At 74.0% G+C, this 18031-nt stretch carries 20 protein-coding genes; 10 read left to right on the top strand and 10 right to left on the bottom strand.

From position 1 onward, the window contains the following. Positions 1–9 precede the first annotated feature (9 nt). Together GA0070215_RS09145 and GA0070215_RS09140 are read left to right on the top strand one after the other, a co-directional pair. Positions 10–243, top strand: a complete 234-nt coding sequence (locus GA0070215_RS09145; protein WP_018785988.1) for a DUF5522 domain-containing protein — start codon at positions 10–12, stop codon at positions 241–243. 87 nt (positions 244–330) lie between these two features. Then, entirely contained in the window at positions 331–879 is a 549-nt protein-coding gene (locus GA0070215_RS09140; protein ID WP_091043982.1) for a hypothetical protein, read from the top strand. Between the two features lie 74 nt (positions 880–953). Here the strand turns inward: GA0070215_RS09140 and GA0070215_RS09135 are convergent, their stop codons facing one another. Further along, the gene (locus tag GA0070215_RS09135; RefSeq protein WP_026268035.1) at positions 954–1640 is read right to left on the bottom strand and encodes an iron-dependent transcriptional repressor DtxR; all 687 of its coding nucleotides are present in this window, start codon (positions 1638–1640) and stop codon (positions 954–956) included. 97 nt (positions 1641–1737) lie between these two features. Between GA0070215_RS09135 and GA0070215_RS09130 the strand changes: the two genes are divergently transcribed. Genes GA0070215_RS09130 through GA0070215_RS09120 form a run of 3 tightly spaced genes read left to right on the top strand, consistent with a single transcriptional unit; the run spans position 1738 to position 6405 of the window. Next, entirely contained in the window at positions 1738–2595 is an 858-nt protein-coding gene (locus GA0070215_RS09130) for a sulfurtransferase (protein ID WP_091043980.1), read from the top strand. A gap of 47 nt (positions 2596–2642) precedes the next feature. After that, positions 2643–3824 (top strand): acetoin utilization protein AcuC, encoded by a 1182-nt coding sequence (locus GA0070215_RS09125; protein WP_018785992.1) that lies wholly within the window; start codon positions 2643–2645, stop codon positions 3822–3824. Positions 3825–3849: 25 nt separating this feature from the next. After that, positions 3850–6405, top strand: a complete 2556-nt coding sequence (locus tag GA0070215_RS09120) for a bifunctional acetate--CoA ligase family protein/GNAT family N-acetyltransferase (RefSeq protein WP_091043977.1) — start codon at positions 3850–3852, stop codon at positions 6403–6405. A 55-nt stretch (positions 6406–6460) separates the two neighbouring features. On the opposite strand, the gene GA0070215_RS09115 is transcribed toward GA0070215_RS09120, so the two are convergent. From GA0070215_RS09115 to sigB, 4 genes are all read right to left on the bottom strand, one after another. Beyond that, complete coding sequence (locus tag GA0070215_RS09115; RefSeq protein ID WP_091043972.1) at positions 6461–6868, bottom strand: VOC family protein; 408 nt, start codon at positions 6866–6868, stop codon at positions 6461–6463. Then, positions 6865–7356, bottom strand: coding sequence for an SRPBCC family protein (locus GA0070215_RS09110; protein WP_091043969.1), 492 nt, complete (start codon positions 7354–7356; stop codon positions 6865–6867). Before GA0070215_RS09110 ends, GA0070215_RS09115 begins: the two co-directional genes overlap by 4 nt. 82 nt (positions 7357–7438) lie before the next feature. Further along, the gene (locus GA0070215_RS09105; protein ID WP_091043964.1) at positions 7439–7801 is read right to left on the bottom strand and encodes an ArsR/SmtB family transcription factor; all 363 of its coding nucleotides are present in this window, start codon (positions 7799–7801) and stop codon (positions 7439–7441) included. 109 nt (positions 7802–7910) lie between these two features. Then, entirely contained in the window at positions 7911–8897 is a 987-nt protein-coding gene (gene sigB, locus GA0070215_RS09100) for an RNA polymerase sigma factor SigB (protein WP_091043961.1), read from the bottom strand. 220 nt (positions 8898–9117) lie between these two features. Between sigB and GA0070215_RS09095 the strand changes: the two genes are divergently transcribed. Next, positions 9118–9906 (top strand): sporulation protein, encoded by a 789-nt coding sequence (locus tag GA0070215_RS09095; RefSeq protein ID WP_091044311.1) that lies wholly within the window; start codon positions 9118–9120, stop codon positions 9904–9906. On the opposite strand, the gene dtd is transcribed toward GA0070215_RS09095, so the two are convergent. Further along, on the bottom strand, positions 9903–10325 hold the full coding sequence (gene dtd, locus GA0070215_RS09090) for a D-aminoacyl-tRNA deacylase (RefSeq protein ID WP_018785998.1): 423 nt from the start codon (positions 10323–10325) through the stop codon (positions 9903–9905). The two genes, GA0070215_RS09095 and dtd, sit on opposite strands and share 4 nt — an antisense overlap. Further along, the gene (locus GA0070215_RS09085; protein WP_208600308.1) at positions 10325–11809 is read right to left on the bottom strand and encodes a DUF7782 domain-containing protein; all 1485 of its coding nucleotides are present in this window, start codon (positions 11807–11809) and stop codon (positions 10325–10327) included. Before GA0070215_RS09085 ends, dtd begins: the two co-directional genes overlap by 1 nt. Before the next feature lie 183 nt (positions 11810–11992). Here GA0070215_RS09085 and GA0070215_RS09080 point away from each other — a divergent pair, with 183 nt between their 5' ends. The 3 genes from GA0070215_RS09080 to GA0070215_RS09070 all read left to right on the top strand — a co-directional run bounded on the left by GA0070215_RS09080 (position 11993) and on the right by GA0070215_RS09070 (position 15243). Continuing rightward, the gene (locus GA0070215_RS09080; RefSeq protein WP_018786000.1) at positions 11993–13213 is read left to right on the top strand and encodes a S8 family peptidase; all 1221 of its coding nucleotides are present in this window, start codon (positions 11993–11995) and stop codon (positions 13211–13213) included. Between the two features lie 125 nt (positions 13214–13338). Continuing rightward, entirely contained in the window at positions 13339–13914 is a 576-nt protein-coding gene (locus GA0070215_RS09075; protein ID WP_091043957.1) for an HhH-GPD-type base excision DNA repair protein, read from the top strand. Between the two features lie 72 nt (positions 13915–13986). Further along, on the top strand, positions 13987–15243 hold the full coding sequence (locus GA0070215_RS09070; protein ID WP_091043954.1) for a low temperature requirement protein A: 1257 nt from the start codon (positions 13987–13989) through the stop codon (positions 15241–15243). A gap of 4 nt (positions 15244–15247) precedes the next feature. Here the strand turns inward: GA0070215_RS09070 and GA0070215_RS09065 are convergent, their stop codons facing one another. Then, positions 15248–15559, bottom strand: a complete 312-nt coding sequence (locus GA0070215_RS09065) for a hypothetical protein (RefSeq protein ID WP_018786003.1) — start codon at positions 15557–15559, stop codon at positions 15248–15250. 190 nt (positions 15560–15749) lie between these two features. Here GA0070215_RS09065 and GA0070215_RS09060 point away from each other — a divergent pair, with 190 nt between their 5' ends. Then, complete coding sequence (locus GA0070215_RS09060) at positions 15750–16106, top strand: DUF3099 domain-containing protein (RefSeq protein WP_026268038.1); 357 nt, start codon at positions 15750–15752, stop codon at positions 16104–16106. 39 nt (positions 16107–16145) lie between these two features. Here GA0070215_RS09060 and GA0070215_RS09055 read toward each other — a convergent pair whose 3' ends face one another. Both GA0070215_RS09055 and GA0070215_RS09050 read right to left on the bottom strand, forming a co-directional pair. Further along, complete coding sequence (locus GA0070215_RS09055; RefSeq protein ID WP_091044303.1) at positions 16146–17042, bottom strand: carbohydrate kinase family protein; 897 nt, start codon at positions 17040–17042, stop codon at positions 16146–16148. Between the two features lie 53 nt (positions 17043–17095). Then, on the bottom strand, positions 17096–18031 hold the full coding sequence (locus tag GA0070215_RS09050) for a pseudouridine-5'-phosphate glycosidase (protein ID WP_091043951.1): 936 nt from the start codon (positions 18029–18031) through the stop codon (positions 17096–17098).

Below are 18031 nucleotides of genomic sequence, written 5' to 3'. Positions count from 1 at the left end.
ACTTCAGCGGTGCGTGACGAGCCGGCGGACCGGCCCCTTACCGAACCGCACCCGTCCCGGCTGTCGCCGGATCACCCCGGGCGGGAGCGGATTCTCGCCGCGCACGCCGCCGCCCTGGCCGCCGGGGATGCCGGTTACCTGGACCCGGAGACCGGGTTGTTCGTGCTCAGCGCCGGGTTTCTGGCCCGGCGCGGCACGTGCTGCGGGCGAGGCTGCCGGCACTGTCCGTACGTGGCCGATTAGGGGGCTTCCGTCCCCGCTGGGGCGCACCGTACGGTGTCCGACGGAACTCTGGCGGGCCGGACCCGCCGCCGACCGCGGAGGTCTCCCGTGCGTGCCCGTATCTGGCTGGTCGTTCCGGCCGCCCTGCTCGCCGCCGGCTGCGCCGACGAGGGGCCGACCGAGGCCGGGCCGCCGCCCCCGCCCTCGCCGGTGCCGGTCGCGGCGGCGTCCTCGGGCGGGGCGTGCCGGCTGCTCGACTTCGCGGTGATCGCCGAGCACACCGGCGGCACGTTCGACGTGGCGGCGGCCACCGAGCGGGGCGACACCCACACCTGCCTGGTCCGGTCGGCCGGGGCGGTGCTGCCGGAGCTGACGCTGTCGGTGACCGAGACGTCGATCGACGCGGCGACGTTCACCCTGGACGTGCAGCCGAGCGGCGCGGCGAAGATCAGCAAGCTGGGCAAGGCCGCCTACCGGCACACGCTGCCCAAGACCGCGAAGTCCGGCCCGGCCGCCGAGGTCGGCTGGCTGGACACCGAGGGACAGCTCGCCACCCTGCGCTGGACCGCCCCGCCCGGCATCGCGACGGCGGAGGTGGACAAGACGGCCGGCAAGCTGGTCACGCTGGCGAAGGTGATCGACACAGGGCAGCTCTGACCGAAGGTCGTACCGGCAGCTCTGACCGAAGGTCGTACCGGCAGCTCTGACCGCAGGCCAGAGCTGCCGGACGATCAGCGGGCCGCGACGAACACCCGGGACGCCACCTCACGGGGCAGGCGTACCCGGTCACCGGAGCGGTCGATGGAGACGGCGTCGCGTTCCTGCGCCACAGTCACCGTCGCGCCCGGGTCGACGCCGGCGGCGTGCAACTGCCGGAGCACGTCCGAGTCGGTCTGCACGCTCTCGCAGATCCGCCGCACCACGACCGGGCCGGACAGGCCGGGGAAGGCCAGGTTGCGCTCGCCCTCGACGGCGTCGGCAGGCGTCTGCCCCGGGTCGCCCAGCTCCGCCAGGCCCGGGATCGGGTTGCCGTACGGCGAGCGGGTCGGGCGGTTGAGCAGGTCGAAGACCCGCTTCTCCACCGCGTCGCTCATCACGTGCTCCCACCGGCAGGCCTCCTCGTGGGCCTCCTCGTAGGGCATCCCGATCACGTTCACCAGCAGCAGCTCGGCCAGCCGGTGCTTGCGCATCACCGACACGGCGGTGTTGCGGCCCTGCGGCGTGAGGGTCAGATGCCGGTCGCCCTCGACGGTGAGCAGGCCGTCGCGCTCCATGCGGGCGACGGTCTGGCTCACGGTCGGACCGCTCTGCTTCAGCCGCTCGGCGATGCGGGCACGAAGCGGCGGCACGCCCTCCTCCTCGAGTTCGAGGATGGTGCGCAGGTACATCTCAGTGGTGTCAACAAGGTCGTGCTTCACGTCTGCGGCCTCCTGGGCTCCGATGGTACCCGCTACCACCGACCATCGACGCAGGCCAAGCCGGAGGTGGCGCGTCGAATGGTGTTGACTGGACCGCATGTCCGCCACCGCAGACCTGCTGGTCGAGCCCGACCGGCTCGCCGCCGAACTCGATCACGCCGACCCGCCGACCCTGCTCGACGTCCGCTGGCGGCTGACCGGCCCGCCCGGCCGCGACGACCACACCGCAGGCCACCTGCCCGGCGCCGTCTTCGTCGACCTGGACACCGAGCTGTGCGGGCCGCCCGGCGCCGCCGGCCGGCACCCGCTTCCGGACCCGGCGGCGTTGCAGGCCGCGTTGCGGGCCGCGGGCGTCCGCGCCGGTCATCCGGTGGTGGTGTACGACGGCGGCGACGGCATGTCCGCCGCCCGCGCCTGGTGGACGCTGCGCTGGGCCGGGCACCGGCAGGTGCGGGTGCTGCACGGCGGCTTCCCGGCCTGGACGGCCGCCGGCCTGCCGGTCGACACGAGCGTGCCCGCTCCCGTTCCGGGCGACGTGACGGTGACGCCCGGCGCCCTGCCGGTGCTGGACGCCGCGCAGGCCGCCCGGCTCGCCGTCGCCGAGCCCGGCGTGCTGATCGACGTCCGGGCCGCGCCGCGCTACCGGGGCGAGCACGAGCCGGTCGACCCGGTCGCCGGGCACGTGCCGGGCGCTGTCAACCTGCCCGCCCCGGAGTACGTCACGCAGGGGCGGTTCCCCGCCGCCGAGGCGCTCCGGGAGCGGTTCGCCGCCGCCGGAGTGGACGCGGACGCCCCGGTCGGCGCGTACTGCGGCTCCGGGGTGACCGCCGCGCAGGCGGTGCTCGCGCTGCACCTGGCCGGTCGTCCGGACGCCGCGTTGTACGTCGGCTCGTGGAGCGAGTGGGTGGCCGACCCGGACCGTCCGGTCGCGACCGGTGGCACGTCCGGCCGGTGAGCGTACGACCCGTGGGCGCGCCCCGGACCACGTGCGACGATGGCCGCATGGCCGACGACACGGTGGTGGTGTGGGACGAGGCTCTCCTCGCCTACGACATGGGCGACCATCCCCTCGACCCGGTCCGGGTCGAGCTGACCATGGCGCTCGCCCGCGAACTTGGTGTCCTGGACCGGCCCGGCGTGCGGCTGGTCAAGCCCGAGCCGGCGGACGACGCGCTGCTCACCCGCGTACACGATCCGGCCTACCTGGACGCCGTCCGGTCCGCGCCGCGCGACCCGCTGTTCGCCGGCTTCGGTCTGGGCACCTCGGACAATCCCGTCTTCGACGGGATGCACGAGGCGAGCGCGCTGATCGCCGGCGCCACGACGGCCGCCGCCGAGGCGGTGTGGCGCGGCGAGGCACGGCGCGCGGTGAGCGTGGCCGGTGGGCTGCACCACGCCATGCGCGCCCGGGCCGCCGGGTTCTGTGTCTACAACGACCCGGCGGTGGCCATCGCCCGGCTGCTCGACCTCGGCGCGCAACGGATCGCGTACGTGGACGTGGACGTGCACCACGGCGACGGCGTGCAGGAGATCTTCTACCGCGACCCGCGGGTGCTCACCGTAAGCCTGCACGAGACGCCGCTCGCGTTGTTCCCCGGCACCGGGTTCCCGGACGAGACCGGCGGTCCGGGCGCGGAGGGCACCGCTGTCAACGTGCCGCTGCCGCCGGGAGTGGGTGACGCGGGCTGGCAGCGGGCGTTCCACGCGATCGTGCCGTCGGTGCTGCGCGCGTTCCGGCCGCAGGTGCTGGTCACCCAGTGCGGAGCGGACGGGCACCGCAAGGATCCGCTGGCCGACCTGCACCTCTCCGTGGACGGGCAGCGGGCCACCTACCGCGCGCTGCGGGCGCTCGCCGACGACCTGTGCGACGGCCGCTGGGTCGCCACCGGCGGCGGCGGGTACGCGCTCGTCGAGGTGGTGCCCCGGGCCTGGACGCACCTGCTCGCGATCGCCGCCGGCGAGCCGGTCGACCCGGCCACGCTGACCCCGCCCGGCTGGCGGGACCTGGCCGCGCGGCTGCGACCCGGGCACGAGGTGCCGTTGCGGATGACCGACGACGTGGACCCGTCGTACCAGCCGTGGCAGCCCAGCGGCGAGCCGAACGCGGTGGACCGGGCCGTCGCGGCCACCCGCAAGGCCGTCTTCCCGCTGCTCGGGCTCGATCCGCACGACCCGCGCGACTGAGCCGGCGGCAGGGGAGGACCGACCGGTGACCACTGTCGAGCAACCGCTGGACGTGCTGCTCAGCGACGGCACGACCGTCCAGCTGCGACCGATCCGGCCGGAGGACGCGGCCGAGATCGTGGCCATGCACGGCCGCTTCTCGGAACGCACCCGATACCTGCGGTACTTCTCGCCGTACCCGCGGATCCCGGAACGCGACCTGAAGCGCTTCGTCAACGTCGACCACCGCGACCGGGAGGCGTTCGTGGTGCTGGCCGGCGAGCGGATCGTCGCCGTCGGCCGCTACGAACGGCTCGGTCCCGCCTCGCCAGAGGCGGAGGTGGCGTTCGTGGTCGAGGACGCCTACCAGGGCCGCGGCATCGGCTCGGTGCTGCTGGAGCACCTGGCCGACGCGGCCGGGCGCAACGGCATCGTGCACTTCGTCGCCGAGGTGCTCCCGGCCAACGGGGCGATGCTGCGGGTCTTCGCCGACTTCGGCTACCAGGTGCAGCGCCAGTACGCCGACGGCGTGGTGCACCTGAGCTTCCCGATCGCGCCCACCGAGGCGACCCTGGAGGTGCAGCGCGGCCGGGAGCACCGCACCGAGGCCCGGTCGATCGCCCGGCTGCTCGCGCCCCGGGGCATCGCCGTCTACGGCGCCAGCACCACCGGCCAGGGCGTCGGCGCGGCGCTGCTCGGGCACCTGCGCGACGGCGGCTTCGCCGGGTCGATCGTGCCGGTGCACCCGAGCGCGACGACTGTGGCGGGGCTGCCCGCGTACCCGTCGGCGGCCGACGCCGGCCAGGACGTCGACCTGGCCGTGGTGGCGGTCCCGCCGGACGCGGTGACCGACGTGGTCCGCGACGCGGCCCGCGCGGGCGCGCACGGCCTGGTGGTGATCTCGGCCGGGTTCGCCGAGTCCGGCCCGGCCGGCGCTGCCGCGCAGCGCGCGCTGGTCCGCGCCGCGCACCTGGCCGGCATGCGGGTGATCGGCCCGAACTGCCTCGGTATCGCCAACACCGACCCGGCGGTACGCCTCAACGCCACGCTCGCCCCGGCGCTGCCCGCGGCGGGCCGGGTCGGCGTGTTCAGCCAGTCCGGGGCGTTCGGGGTGGCGCTGCTGGCCGAGGCGTCCCGGCGCGGGCTCGGGCTGTCCAGCTTCGTCTCGGCCGGCAACCGGGCCGACGTGTCCGGCAACGACCTGCTCCAGTACTGGCAGGACGATCCGGCCACCGACGTCATCACGCTCTACCTGGAGACGTTCGGCAACCCGCGCAAGTTCGCCCGGCTGGCCCGGCGCATCGGCCGCCGCAAGCCGGTGGTGGCGCTCGCCTCGCTGGCCCGGCCGCGCGGGGTGGGGGACGCGCCCGCGCTGGACGCGGCGGCGGTGAGCGCGCTGTTCGCCCAGTCCGGGGTGATCCGGGTGGACACCGTGTCCGAGCTGCTCGACGTGGGCGTCCTGCTGGCCCACCAGCCCCTGCCGACCGGGCGGCGGGTGGCGGTGGTGGGCAACTCGTCGGCGCTGACCGGGCTGGCCGCGACCGCCTGCGCCGCCCAGGGACTGACCGTCGCCGACGGCTACCCGCAGAACGTCGGGCCGAGCGCGGGGGCCGCCGCGTACGCCGCCGCGCTCGGCGACGCGGTGGCCGGCGAGCAGGTGGACGCCGTGGTGGCGGTGTTCGCGCCGCCGTTGCCGGGCCAGCTCGCCGACCCGGCGGCCGACTTCGCGGCGGCGCTGCCCGACGCGCGGGTCACCGGCAAGCCGGTGGTGGCGACGTTCCTGGCCGGGCTGGTGCCGGCCGGGGTGCCGGCGTACCCGAGCGTGGAGGAGGCGGTACGCGCGCTGGGCCGGGTCACCGGGTACGCGGACTGGCTGCGCCGGCCCGCCGGTGTGCTGCCGGAACTGGCCGACGTGGACCGGGCGGCGGGGCACGCCGCGCTGCGGCCGGACGGGGCCGACGCGGCGGCGTTGCTGCGCGCGTACGGGATCGACGTGGTGGAGTCGGTCCCGGCCGGCAGCGCCGACGAGGTGCTGGCGGCCGCCGACCGGCTCGGCCGGCCGGTGGCGCTCAAGGCCGCCGCACCCGGACTGCGGCACCGCCTCGACCTCGGCGCGGTACGCCTCGACCTGGCCGACACCGCCGCGCTGCGCCGCGCGTACGCCGAGATGGCCCCGGTGTTCGGCGCGGAGGTGCTGGTCCAGCCGATGGTCGCGCCGGGTGTGGCGTGTGTGGTGGAGCTGGTGGAGGATCCGGCGTTCGGGCCGGTGGTCGGTTTCGGGCTGGGTGGCGTGGCGACCGAGCTGCTGGGTGACCGGGCCTGGCGCGCGGTCCCGCTCACCGACCGGGACGCCGCCGAACTGGTCGACGAGCCCCGGGCGGCACCGCTGCTGCGCGGGCACCGGGGCGCCGCGCCGGTGGACCGGGCGGCCCTGGTCGACCTGCTGATGCGGGTCGGCCGCCTCGCCGACGAGCAGCCCCGGGTGCGGTCGCTCACGCTCAACCCGGTGCTGGCCCGGCCGGACGGCATCTCGGTGCTGCACGCCACGGTCCGCACCGGCACGGAGTCCCCGCGCCCCGACACGGGCCCCCGGCGGTTGTAAGGAAGGGCCCCTTGTTAACGCCTCCGGTAGAGGAAGGGCCCCTTCTTAACGCTCCTCAGCCCCGGGCGGAGATCTGCTGCACCGCCCACTCGTTGCCGTCCGGGTCGCGGAAGAAGACGAAGCCGACGTTGTCCAGCGGGTGCGGCACCGGGCGCGGGTTCTGGCCCACCACCTGGATCTCGCTCACCTCGGCGCCCCGCTCGACCAGTTCGGCGCGCGCCTTCTCCAGGTCGGCCACCACCAGTTGCAGGCCCTTGAGCGAGCCCGGCGGCATCTCCGGTACGACGCCCCGGCCGAGGACGATCGAGCACCCGGATCCCGGGGGAGTGAGCTGGACGATCCGCCCCGCGCCGCCCAGATCCGTGTCGTGGTCGACGGCGAAGCCGAGCCGTCCGGCGTAGAACTCCTTGGCCCGGTCCACGTCGGAGACCGGTACGACCACCACTTCCAGCGTCCAGTTCACGTTGTCGCTCCTGTCGTCGAATCGTTGTGCAGCACGGCCGTGAGCCGGTCGAACGCCTCGCTCAGGCCGCGGGTCATCGGATAGCGCAGGACGGTGTCGCGGCCCTGCGCGGTGGCGTACCGCAGGTGGGTGACGACCGTGGTCCGGCCCGCCGAGCCGGTGAAGTCGTGACGCACCAGCGTCTCGCCGGGGTAGGACTGGTCGTCGAACATCTCGGTGCAGACCAGCCGCGCGGGCGGGTCGATCTCGCGGTAGGTGCCGCCCTGGGCCATCAGGTCACCGTCCGGCCCTCGGGAGACGAACCGCCAGCGCCCGCCCACCCGCAGGTCGACCTCGCATTTGACCAGGTGCCAGCCGCGCGCGCCCCACCAGCGCACCAGCAGTTCGGGGCGGGTGAAGGCGGCGAACACCAGATGGCGCGGGGCAGCGAAGCCGCGGCTGAGCCGGACCTCCCGGTCGCCGTGCAGCGTGACGGTCAGATCGGTCATCGCTGCTCCCCGGCGGTCAGGCCGCTCATTGCGGCTCTTCGGCGTTCAGGCCGCTCATCGGGCCTCCCGGCGGTCAGGCCGCTCATTGCGGCTCCCGGCGGTCAGGCCGCTCATTGCGGCTCCCGGCGGTCAGCTCGGCGAGGACCTCGTCCAGCCGTGCGTAGCTCTCCGCCCAGTAGTCGCGGTAGTCCGCCAGCCACGCGACGGCCTCCCGCAGCGGCCGGGCGTCGAGCCGGCAGGGACGGCGCTGGGCGTCCCGGCCCCGGGTGACCAGGCCGGCGCGTTCCAGCACCCTGAGGTGCTTGGAGACGGCCGGCTGGCTCATCGCGAACGGCTCGGCCAGCTCGGTGACGGTCGCCTCCCCGGCGGCCAGTCGGTTGAGGATGGCACGCCGGGTGGGGTCGGCGAGCGCGGCGAAGGTGGCGTCGAGCAGATCCGCGGACAATTCTATAACCTCCCGGTTGTGTAACCAGTCGGTTGTATATGGCGGGAGCGCCCGGGTCAAGCACGACAGGCCCCGGCGAACCGCCGGGGCCTGTCGGACCGGGTGTGGATCAGCAGGCGTACGCCTCCAGCCGGTTCGCCCGCTCCGGGTCGCGCAGCTTGAGCAGCGTGACCTTCTCGATCTGCCGGATCCGTTCCCGGGACAGGCCGAACTCGCGGCCGACCTCGTCCAGCGTGCGCTGGCGGCCGTCGTCCAGGCCGAAACGCAACCGGATCACCGCCTGCTCCCGCTGCGACAGGGTGGCCAGCACGATGCGTACCTCGTTGCGCAGCTCGCCGTTCGCGGCGGCGTCGCCCGGCTCGGCGCGCGGGTCGACAGCGGCGACGAAGTCGCCGAGGGCGCTCTCGCCGTCCTCGCCGACCGCCTGGTCCAGGCTGACCGGCTCCCGGTCGTAGGAGATCAGCTCGATCACTTGGAACTCGGGGATCTCCAGCGCCACCGCCACCTCGCTCACATTCGGCTCGCGGCCCAGCGTCACCGACAGCTCGCGGCGTACCCGGACCATCCGGTTGACCTGCTCGACCATGTGCACCGGGATGCGGATGGTGCGGGCCTGGTCGGCCATGGCGCGGGTGATGGCCTGGCGGATCCACCAGGTGGCGTACGTGGAGAACTTGTAGCCCTTGGTGTAGTCGAACTTCTCGACCGCGCGGATGAGGCCGAGGTTGCCCTCCTGGATGAGGTCGAGGAAGGCCATGCCGCGGCCGGTGTACCGCTTGGCGATGCTCACCACCAGCCGCAGGTTCGCCTCCAGCAGGTGGTCCTTGGCGGCGCGGCCCTCGGCCACGATCAGCGTCAGGTCCGCGCGCAGCTCGGCGGAGACGGGGGTGCAGGTGGCCAGCTTCTCCTCGGCGAAGAGGCCGGCCTCGATCCGCTTGCTCAGCTCGACCTCCTGCGCCGCGGTGAGCAGCTTGGTGCGGCCGATGCCGTTCAGGTACGCCCGGACCAGGTCGGTGGAGACGCCGCGCTCGTCGGTGGCGTCGAGGTCCGTGAGGGTGACGTCCATGTCCTTGTGCTCGATCATCTGCTGGGTCATCTCTGTTCTCCCCGTGTCCGACGTGCCTACCGGTCCCGTGCCGCCCACGCGGTGGTGGCCGATGACAAACAGCTTGGCGGTCGGGGCGTGAGACGGGAGTGAGGCGATCGGAGACCCGACAGGAATCCTCGCGGGAATCCGGCATCCGCTTGCCCGGCACGGTTACCGTGCCAGCGACCGGCCGTCGGGGCCGGTGCGGCACTGACGATCGGAGAACGTGGTGGTCTTCAAGCGGCTCATGCAGGCGATGGGTGTGGGCGGACCGTCGGTGGAGACGGTGCTGGCCAACCCGAACTGCCGCCCGGGCGGCGTTCTGGAGGGCCGGATCCAGGTGGTCGGCGGCGACCACCCGGTGGACGTGAGCTACGTCGCACTCGGCCTGGTCACGCGGGTCGAGGTGGAGAGTTCCGATTCGGAGTACGACGTCAACCAGGAGTTCGGCCGGGCCCAGATGACCGGCCCGTTCCGGCTGGAGCCGGGGCAGCGGCACGACGTGCCGTTCCGCTACCAGGTGCCCTGGGAGACGCCGCTGACCGACCTGTACGGCCAGCACCTGCACGGCATGACGATGGGTCTGCGTACCGAGCTGGAGGTGGCGCGGGCGGTGGACAAGGGCGACATGGACGCCGTGTCGGTGCACCCGCTGCCCGCCCACGAGCGGTTGCTGGAGGCGCTGCTACGGCTGGGTTTCCGCTTCGCCCGCGCCGACGTCGAGCGTGGACACATCTACGGCCTGCACCAGCAGTTGCCCTTCTACCAGGAGATCGAGTTCTACCCGGCGCCGCAGTACGCGGGCGCGATGAACCAGCTGGAGGTCACCTTCGTGACCGATCCGCGCCAGGTGCACGTGGTGCTGGAGCTGGACAAGCGGGGCGGCCTGTTCACCGAGGGCCGGGACGCGTTCGGCCGGTTCACGGTGGACCACGCGACGGCGGACCGTACCGACTGGGCCGCGCAGCTCGACGGCTGGCTGCGTCAGTCGCTGTCCCGTCGCGGACTGTTCTCCTAGAGGTCGAGCACGAGGGTGCGGGGACCGACGTTGACGCTCTCCACGAGCATGTGGGCGCGGAAGCGGCCGGTCTCCACCTTCGCGCCCCGGCCACGCAACTGTTCGACCACGGCGTCCACCAGGGGTTCGGCCACCTCGGCGGGCGCGGCGGCGGTCCAGCTCGGCCGCCGGCCCTTGCGGGCGTCGCCGTAGAGCGTGAACTGGCTGACCACGAGCAGTGGCGCCCCGACGTCCGCGGCACTGCGCTCGTCGTCGAGGATGCGCAGTTCGTGCAGCTTGCGGGCCATCGTGGCGGCCACCTGCGGGGTGTCGGTGTGGGTGACACCGAGCAGCACCAGCAGCCCGTCGGCGATCTCCCCGGTCACCTCGTCGTCGACTGTCACCCGGGCCCGGCCGACCGTCTGCACCACCGCTCGCATCAGTCGGTCACCGGCTCGACGATGCCGCGCTCGACCAGGTGCGCCACGATCGGTCCGGCCGCCTCGGCCAGCTCGTCCGGCGCCACGTCGTGCGCGGCGGCGAGCAGGGCGAGCTGGTCGCGCAGCGGCAGGCGGCCGTCGGCGCCGCCGACCAGGGCGAGTACCAGCGGGTCGATCTCCTCCGACCAGCGCAGGCCGCGGGGCGTGGCCAGGACCTGCCGGTCCACCGCCCAGCCGTCGTCGCCCATGGTGGCCTCCTGCCGCAGCTGGAGCCCTTCGGCGGCGCGGTAGCGGGCGGCGAGCATCGCCTCGGTGTCCCGGGCGCGCAGCCAGTCCTGCCGGGCGAACCACTCGCCGATCCGGTCGCCCAGCGGCGGCTCGACGCGCTGGCGCAGGTCCTCCACCCGGACGACCGGTTGGTCGTGCCCGGAGCGGCGCAGCGAGACGATGCCGAAGCCGACCGCCTCGACCTTGTGCGCGTCGAACCAGTCCAGCCAGGCGGCCATCCGCTGCGGGTCGGCGCTCTCGCCGACGTCGGTGAGCCAGAGGTTCACGTACGCCATCGGGTCGGCCACCTCGCGCTGGATGACCCAGGCGTCCAGGCCGGTTCCGCCGAACCAGCCGGTGACCCGCTCGGCCCAGTCCTCGCCGGTGACGTGCACCCAGTTCGCCAGGTACTGCATGGTGCCGCCCTCGGTGAGCAGGCCCGGCGCGGCGGCGGCCAGCTCCGCGCCGATCGCGTCGCCGACCCGCCCGGAGTCCCGGTAGACGTGCGTGGTGGTGCCCGGGCCGACCACGAACGGCGGGTTGCTGACCACCAGGTCGAAGCGACGCCCGGCCACCGGGGCGACCATGTCCCCGCGCAGCAGCTCCCAGTCCTGCCCGTTGAGCGCGGCGGTGGTCGCGGCGAACCGCAGCGCCCGCTCCGAGACGTCGGTGGCGGTGACCCGGCGGGCGTGGGTGCCCAGGTGCAGCGCCTGGACGCCGGAGCCGGTACCGAGGTCGAGTGCGGTGTCCACGGCCGGGCGTACGGCGGCAGAGATCAGCGTCTGGGTGGCGCCGCCGATGCCCAGCACGTGCTCGGCGTGCAGCGGGCGCCCGGGCCGTGCGGCGGCTGGCACGTCGGCGAGCACCCACCAGTCGTCCCCGTACGGCTCCAGGTCGACCCCGGCGCGCAGGCCGTCGCCGTGCCGCTCCACGATGCCCCCGGCCAGCGCCTCGTCCACGGCGAGCGGGGCCAGCGCGGCGGCGACCGCCGCCTCCGGCTCGGTCTGGTCGCAGATGAAGACCCGGATCAGCGTGGCCAGCCGGTCCCGGTCCTGGGTGGCGCGCAGCGCGGCCCGGTAGTCGTTGCGGGCCACCGCGCCGGTGCCCTGCGGGCCCAGGCGGTCGGCGATCCCGTTGGCGGTGAAGCGGGCGAGCGTCAGCGCGGTGCGCAGCGCGTCGATCCCGGCGGGGGAGAGCAGCATGTCGTGACGGTCCACGTGCCCATCCTGCCCCGGGCGCCGCCCGGCGTGGCGCGGCACCCGCCGAATCCATAACGCCGACCGCATCTATCGGTAACTATCTCTTTCATGTTTATCGATCTCTGGTTAGCATTCCTGCCAACATCAGTCGATGAGGGCGATCCGGCCACAAGCCGGGCCGCCCCGGTAGGGAGCCAGACGATGCCCGACGTGTCCCTTCCCCGGCGGCGCGCGCTGCGTGCGCTCGCCGTCACGGCCGCCGCCGCGGCCTTCGCCGCCGCCGCCTCCACGCCCGCTCTCGCCGCGCCCACCGGGGAGATCCGGTACGCCGGCGCCGCGGACGCCGTCAGCGGCAGCTACGTGGTCGTGCTCAAGGGCGACGCGGTCGGCACCGCGAACAGCCTCGCCGCCCGCACCGCCGTACCGGACCGGGCCGCCGGCCTGGCCAAGCGCTACGGCGGAAACGTCGGCACGGTGTGGAGCTCCGCTCTCACCGGCTACAGCGCGAAGATGACCCCCGCCCAGGCTCGCCGGCTCGCCGCCGACCCGGCCGTCGCGTACGTCGAGCAGGACCGCGTGATGACCACCCAGGGCACCCAGACCGGCGCCACCTGGGGCCTGGACCGGATCGACCAGCGCAACCTGCCGCTCAACGGCACCTTCACCTATCCGAACACCGCCAGCAACGTGCGCGCCTACATCATCGACACCGGCATCCGCACCACGCACACCGACTTCGGCGGCCGGGCCACCTGGGGCACCAACACGGTCGACACCAACAACACCGACTGCAACGGCCACGGCACCCACGTCGCCGGCACGGTCGGCGGCACCAAGTACGGCGTGGCGAAGGGCGTGCGCCTGGTGGCCGTCAAGGTGCTCAACTGCTCCGGCAGCGGCACCACCGCCGGTGTGATCAGCGGCGTCAACTGGGTCACCTCGAACGCGGTGAAGCCGGCCGTCGCCAACATGAGCCTCGGCGGCGGCGCCAGCAGCACGCTTGACAACGCGGTGGTCAACTCGATCAACTCCGGCATCACGTACGCGCTCGCGGCCGGCAACTCCAGCGCCAACGCGTGCAACTCCTCGCCCGCCCGGGTCGGCGCGGCGATCACCGTCGGCTCGACCACCAGCAGCGACGCGCGGTCGTCCTTCTCCAACTACGGCTCCTGCGTGGACATCTTCGCCCCGGGTTCGTCGATCACCTCCGCGTGGCGCACCAGCGACACCTCGACAAACACGATCAGCGGCACCTCGATGGCGTCCCCGCACGTGGCCGGCGCGGCGGCGCTCGTCCTGTCCGCGAACACCTCCTACACCCCGGCTCAGGTGGCCAGCTACCTGACCAGCAACGCCACCACCGGCAAGGTGACCAACCCCGGCTCGGGCTCACCGAACCGGCTGCTCTTCGTCGTCAACTGACGACACGGGTGACCTGACCACCCGGTGGGCCGCGGCCCGGTGGACCTCGCAGGGGTCCGCCGGGCCGCGTCACGTCGCCGGGGAGTCGCCGCCCGGTCGGCGGCGCGGCGCGGCACTATGTCCCCATGACGCTGTCACTGCCCATCGACCCGCAGGCCAACGAACTGCTGGCACGCAGCCCGCTGGCCCTGCTCCTCGGCATGGTGCTGGACCAGCAGGTGCCGATGGAGAAGGCGTTCTCCTCCCCGTACGTGCTGGCGCAGCGGCTCGGCCACGAGCCCGACGCCGCGGAACTGGCCGGGTACGACCCGGAGGCGCTCGTGGAGGTCTTCGCCCGGGCGCCCGCGCTGCACCGGTTCCCCAAGGCGATGGCGGCCCGCGTGCAGGAGGTGTGCCGGGCCCTCGTCGAGCGCTACGACGGCGACCCGGCCCGGCTCTGGTCCGACGTGACCGACGGCCGGGAGCTGCTGCGCCGGGTGGGTGAGCTGCCCGGGTTCGGCCGGCAGAAGGCGCAGATCTTCGTCGCGTTGCTCGGCAAGCGGTTCGGGATCACCCCGGACGGCTGGCGCGAGGCGGCCGGCGACTACGGCGACGCCGACGCCCACCGGTCGGTCGCGGACGTGACCGATCCGGAGTCGCTGCGCCGGGTACGCGAGTTCAAGCAGCGGATGAAGGCGGAGGCGAAGGCCGCGAAGGGCTGATCCGCCGCCCGCCGCCGCAACCGGCCCACCGTCCCTGTCGTTTGTCGCCAGGACGGGGGACGGGGGCCGACGATGACCGAGCAGCGGGGCGGGGCGCTGCTGCGTACCGGGTCCAGTCCCGGGCGGGCCACGTTCCTGGAGCTCTTCTTCGACCTGGTCTTCGTGTTCGCACTGACCCGGGTCTCGCAGCGGCTGATAGGCGGACTCGACGGCTCGCCCGGTGCGGTGGCCGCCGAGGTGGGCAAGACCCTGCTGCTGTTCCTGGTGCTCTGGCACGTCTGGACGATCACCACCTGGGTCACCAGCCGGTACGAGCCGGAGCGCGTCGCCATCCAGACCGTGGTGGTCGGCACCATGTTCGGCAGCCTGGTGCTGGGGGTGACGCTGCCCCGTGCGCTGGAGGAACGGGCGCTGCCGTTCGCGCTCGCGTACGTGGTGGTGATGGTCGGCCGGCCGCTGGTCATCGCGGCGGCGTTGCGCGGGCACCCGCGGCGCCTGGTGCCGCTGCGGCTGGCCGCCTGGGCGGCGGCCGGCGCGCCGCTGTGGATCGCCGGTGCCCTGATGGCCGACGTGCGCCTGCCGCTGTGGGTCGTCGCGCTGACCGTGGACTACCTCGGCACGTTTCGCGGCTGGCCGCTGCCGGGGATCGGGGCGTCGCGTATCCGGCAGTGGCTGGTCGCCGGGGAGCACCTCGCCGAGCGCTACCAGCAGATCTTCCTCATCGCGCTCGGGGAGTCGATCCTGGTGATCGGCATGACGTACAGCGGGAAGGAGTTCTCCGTCGACGCGGCGGCGGCGTTCGCGATCTCGTTCGTGATCACCGCGTTGCTCTGGCGCATCTACTTCTACCGGGCCGGTCATCTGCTGGCCGAGGCCCTGCGGATGGCCGGCACGCCGGGGCGGCTGGCCGAGTCGGCCGCGCAGACCCACCTGTTCATGGTGCTCGGCGTGCTCAGCGCCGCTGTCGGTTACGAGCTGGTCATCGCCCACCCGTACGACACGGCCCGGCCGAGCTGGCTGGTCTTCGTGGTGGGCGGCCCGGCGCTGTTCCTCGCCGCCCGCTCCCGGTTCGAGTACGAGATCTTCGGCCGGGTGTCCCGCCCCCGGCTGGCCGGGATGCTGGTCCTGGTCCTGGTCCTGGTCCTGGTCCTGGTGCTGCTCCTGCCCGCGCTGGCGGCCGTGCCGGCGATGTACGCGCTCGGTGCGGTGGCCCTCGTGCTGGCGCTCGTCGCATTCGCGGACGCCCGCCGGGCCTGGCACCGGCCGCCGGAGCCCTCCGCCTCGCCGATCGGCCGGGAGATGCTCGGCGAGGCCGGCCCGGAGGCGTGAGCCGTCAGGTGGCGGTCGGGCGGGACAGCGACGCCAGCGCGCGGCGTACGTCGGCCAGCGAGACGGTGGCGGAGTCGTCCAGGTCGGCCAGACCGGCCTCGATCCACTGCCGCATCAGCGTGGTAACGCCGATGCCGCGCGCGTCGGCGGCGGCGCGGACCCGCTCGTAGGTCTCCAGTGGGAGCCGGACCGACCGGCTGACCATCGGCACGTCGGTGTCGGGGGTGGGTAGCTGCGCCGGTGACGTGTCGTCGATCAGGTCGGCGAACGCGTCGCCCCCGGCGTGGAACCGCTTGGTCGCCTCGTCGCGGTGCATCGTGACCGCCTCCTCGTCGGTGTGACGTCGTCGACCCGCAGGTTCGCCAGCGCCTCGTCGGTGAAGCTGAACCGGTTGGCCACGGGACGAAGCGTACCACGCGCGTAACACGCAGTCGCCTGTCACGATTCTCGCCGATCAGCCGTCCGGAGTGACAGGATGGGCCCTATCCCCTCGTAGGAGGTCCGTGGTGAAGCGTCAGGCGTACCAGCCGATACTGATCACCGACGCCCCGCGCAGCCAGGACGACCAGCTCAACAGCCGGCAGAAGCGGTACGTGCTGATGATGGCCATCCGGGTCGCGTGTCTGGTCGCGGGCGCGATCCTGGTCGGCGCGAAGGCCCCGCTGCTCTGGCTCTGGCTGCCGCTGTGCGCGCTCGGCATGGTGCTCGTGCCCTGGCTGGCGGTGCTGCTGGCGAACGACCGGCCGCCGAAGGAGGAGCACCGCCTGGCGAACCGTTTCCACCACCGGCGCCGCGAGGAGCCCGCCCCCACCGCGCTGACCGCGCAGGAGAACCCGCACAAGATCATCGACGCCGAGCCCTGACCGGTCCGGGCGGAACACCGCCCGGACCGGCCGCCCGCGTCAGGGTGCCGGGCGGGCGCCCACGGTCGTCACCGCCAGCGCGCCCAGGTCACCGGCCCGCCCCAGCGCGGCACGCGGGCCGGCACCGGCCAGCCACGCGGTGAGCAGCCCGGCCGCGAACGCGTCCCCGGCGCCCGTCACGTCCACCACGTCCACCCCGGGCGCGGGCGCGAACTCCACCACTCCGCCGCGCTCCACCCACACCGCCCCCGCCGCGCCGCGCTTGACCACCACCCGGTGCGCCACCGCGGTCAGCGCCCGCGCCTGCGCCGCCGGGTCCAGCCCGCCGGCCAGCACCGTCGCCTCGTCCGTGTTGACCAGCAGCAGGTCGACGTCGCGTACCCAGGTCAGGAACGCCCCGCCGACGCGCCGCAGCGGCGCCGCGGACGCCGCGTCGACGCTGACGGTCAGCCCGCGCTCGTGGGCGGTGGCCAGCGCGCGCAGGCCGGCGCCGCGCGACCCGACGTCCAACAGGGTGTACGCGGACAGGTGCAGATGCCCGGCGTCGGGCGCGGCGGCCAGCGCCGCGTCCACGTGCCCGGCGGTCAGCCGCAGGTTCGCGCCCCGCTGGCTGATCATCGTGCGCTCCCCGTCGTGGGCGAGCACGATGACGGTGCCGGTCGGGTAACCCTCGTGCCGCTCCACCACGCAGTCGACACCGATCCGGGTCAGCTCGGCCACCCGTTCCCGGCCGGTCTCGTCGTCGCCGACGGCGGCGACGAGCGTCACCGCCGCGCCCTGCCCGGCGAGCCAGGCCGCGGTGTTCGCCGCCTGCCCGCCGCCGCTGAACCGGATCCCGGCCGCGGTGTCCGAGCCGGTCGCGAGCGGCCCGGACAGCACCGCGAGCACGTCGGTGATCACGTCGCCGACGACGACGACGCGCGGCCTCCCGCTCATGGAGTGCTGGCTGGGCATGTCCGCACGGCCCTCGCTGCGCTCGGTGCGTTCGGTCATGGGGTGCGAGTGCGTCGGGCCGCCGCCACGGCGACCGCGATCCGGGCCGCGAGGTCGGCGTTGCGCAGGATGATCCGGACGTTGACGGCCAGGCTGGCGCCCTCGGTCGCGGAGTGGAAGTGCGACAGCAGGAACGGCGTGACCGCCTTGCCGGTGACCCCCTGGCGCGCCAGCGCGGCCAGTCCCTCGGCGAGCGTGCGGTCGTGCAGCGCCGGATCGAGCTGCTCGTCGGCGGGCAGCGGGTTGGCCACCACCAGCCCGCCGTGGTGCACGCCGTGCGCCGCGCGGGCGGCCAGCACGTCCGCCACCTGCTCCGGCGACTCGACCGACCAGTCCAGGTCGAAGCCCGCGTCGGTGCGGTAGAAGCCGGGGAAGCGGCGGGTGCGGTAACCGACCACGCCCACCCCGAGCGTCTCCAGCCGCTCCAGCGTGGCGCCCACGTCGAGGATCGACTTCACCCCGGCGCAGACCACGGCGATCGGCGTCCGGGCCAGCGTGACCAGATCGGCCGACTCGTCGAACGTCTGCGCCGCCTCCCGGTGCACGCCGCCGAGCCCGCCGGTGGCGAACACGCCGATCCCGGCCGCCGCCGCGACCGCGCTCGTGGCCGCGACTGTGGTGGCGCCGTCCGCGCCCGTCGCCGCCGCCGGGGCCAGGTCGCGGACCGAGAGCTTGCTCACGCCGTCGACGGTGGCGAGCCGGGTGAGCTGGGTGTCGTCCAGCCCCACCCGCAGCTCGCCGGCGACCATGCCGATGGTGGCCGGCACCGCGCCCGCGTCCCGTACCGCCTGCTCGATCTCGCGTGCCACGCGCAGGTTGTCCGGCCGGGGCAGCCCGTGCGAGACGATCGTGCTCTCCAACGCCACGACCGGGCGGCCGTCCCGCAGGGCGTCGGCCACCTCACTACCGAGACTGATGTGAAAGTTGGTCAC

Origin of the sequence: Micromonospora marina (assembly GCF_900091565.1) — a bacterium.
Lineage (GTDB): Bacteria > Actinomycetota > Actinomycetes > Mycobacteriales > Micromonosporaceae > Micromonospora > Micromonospora marina.
The sequence above is the reverse complement of the archived record's forward strand: the minus strand, read 5'-3'. Positions and strand labels throughout refer to the sequence as shown.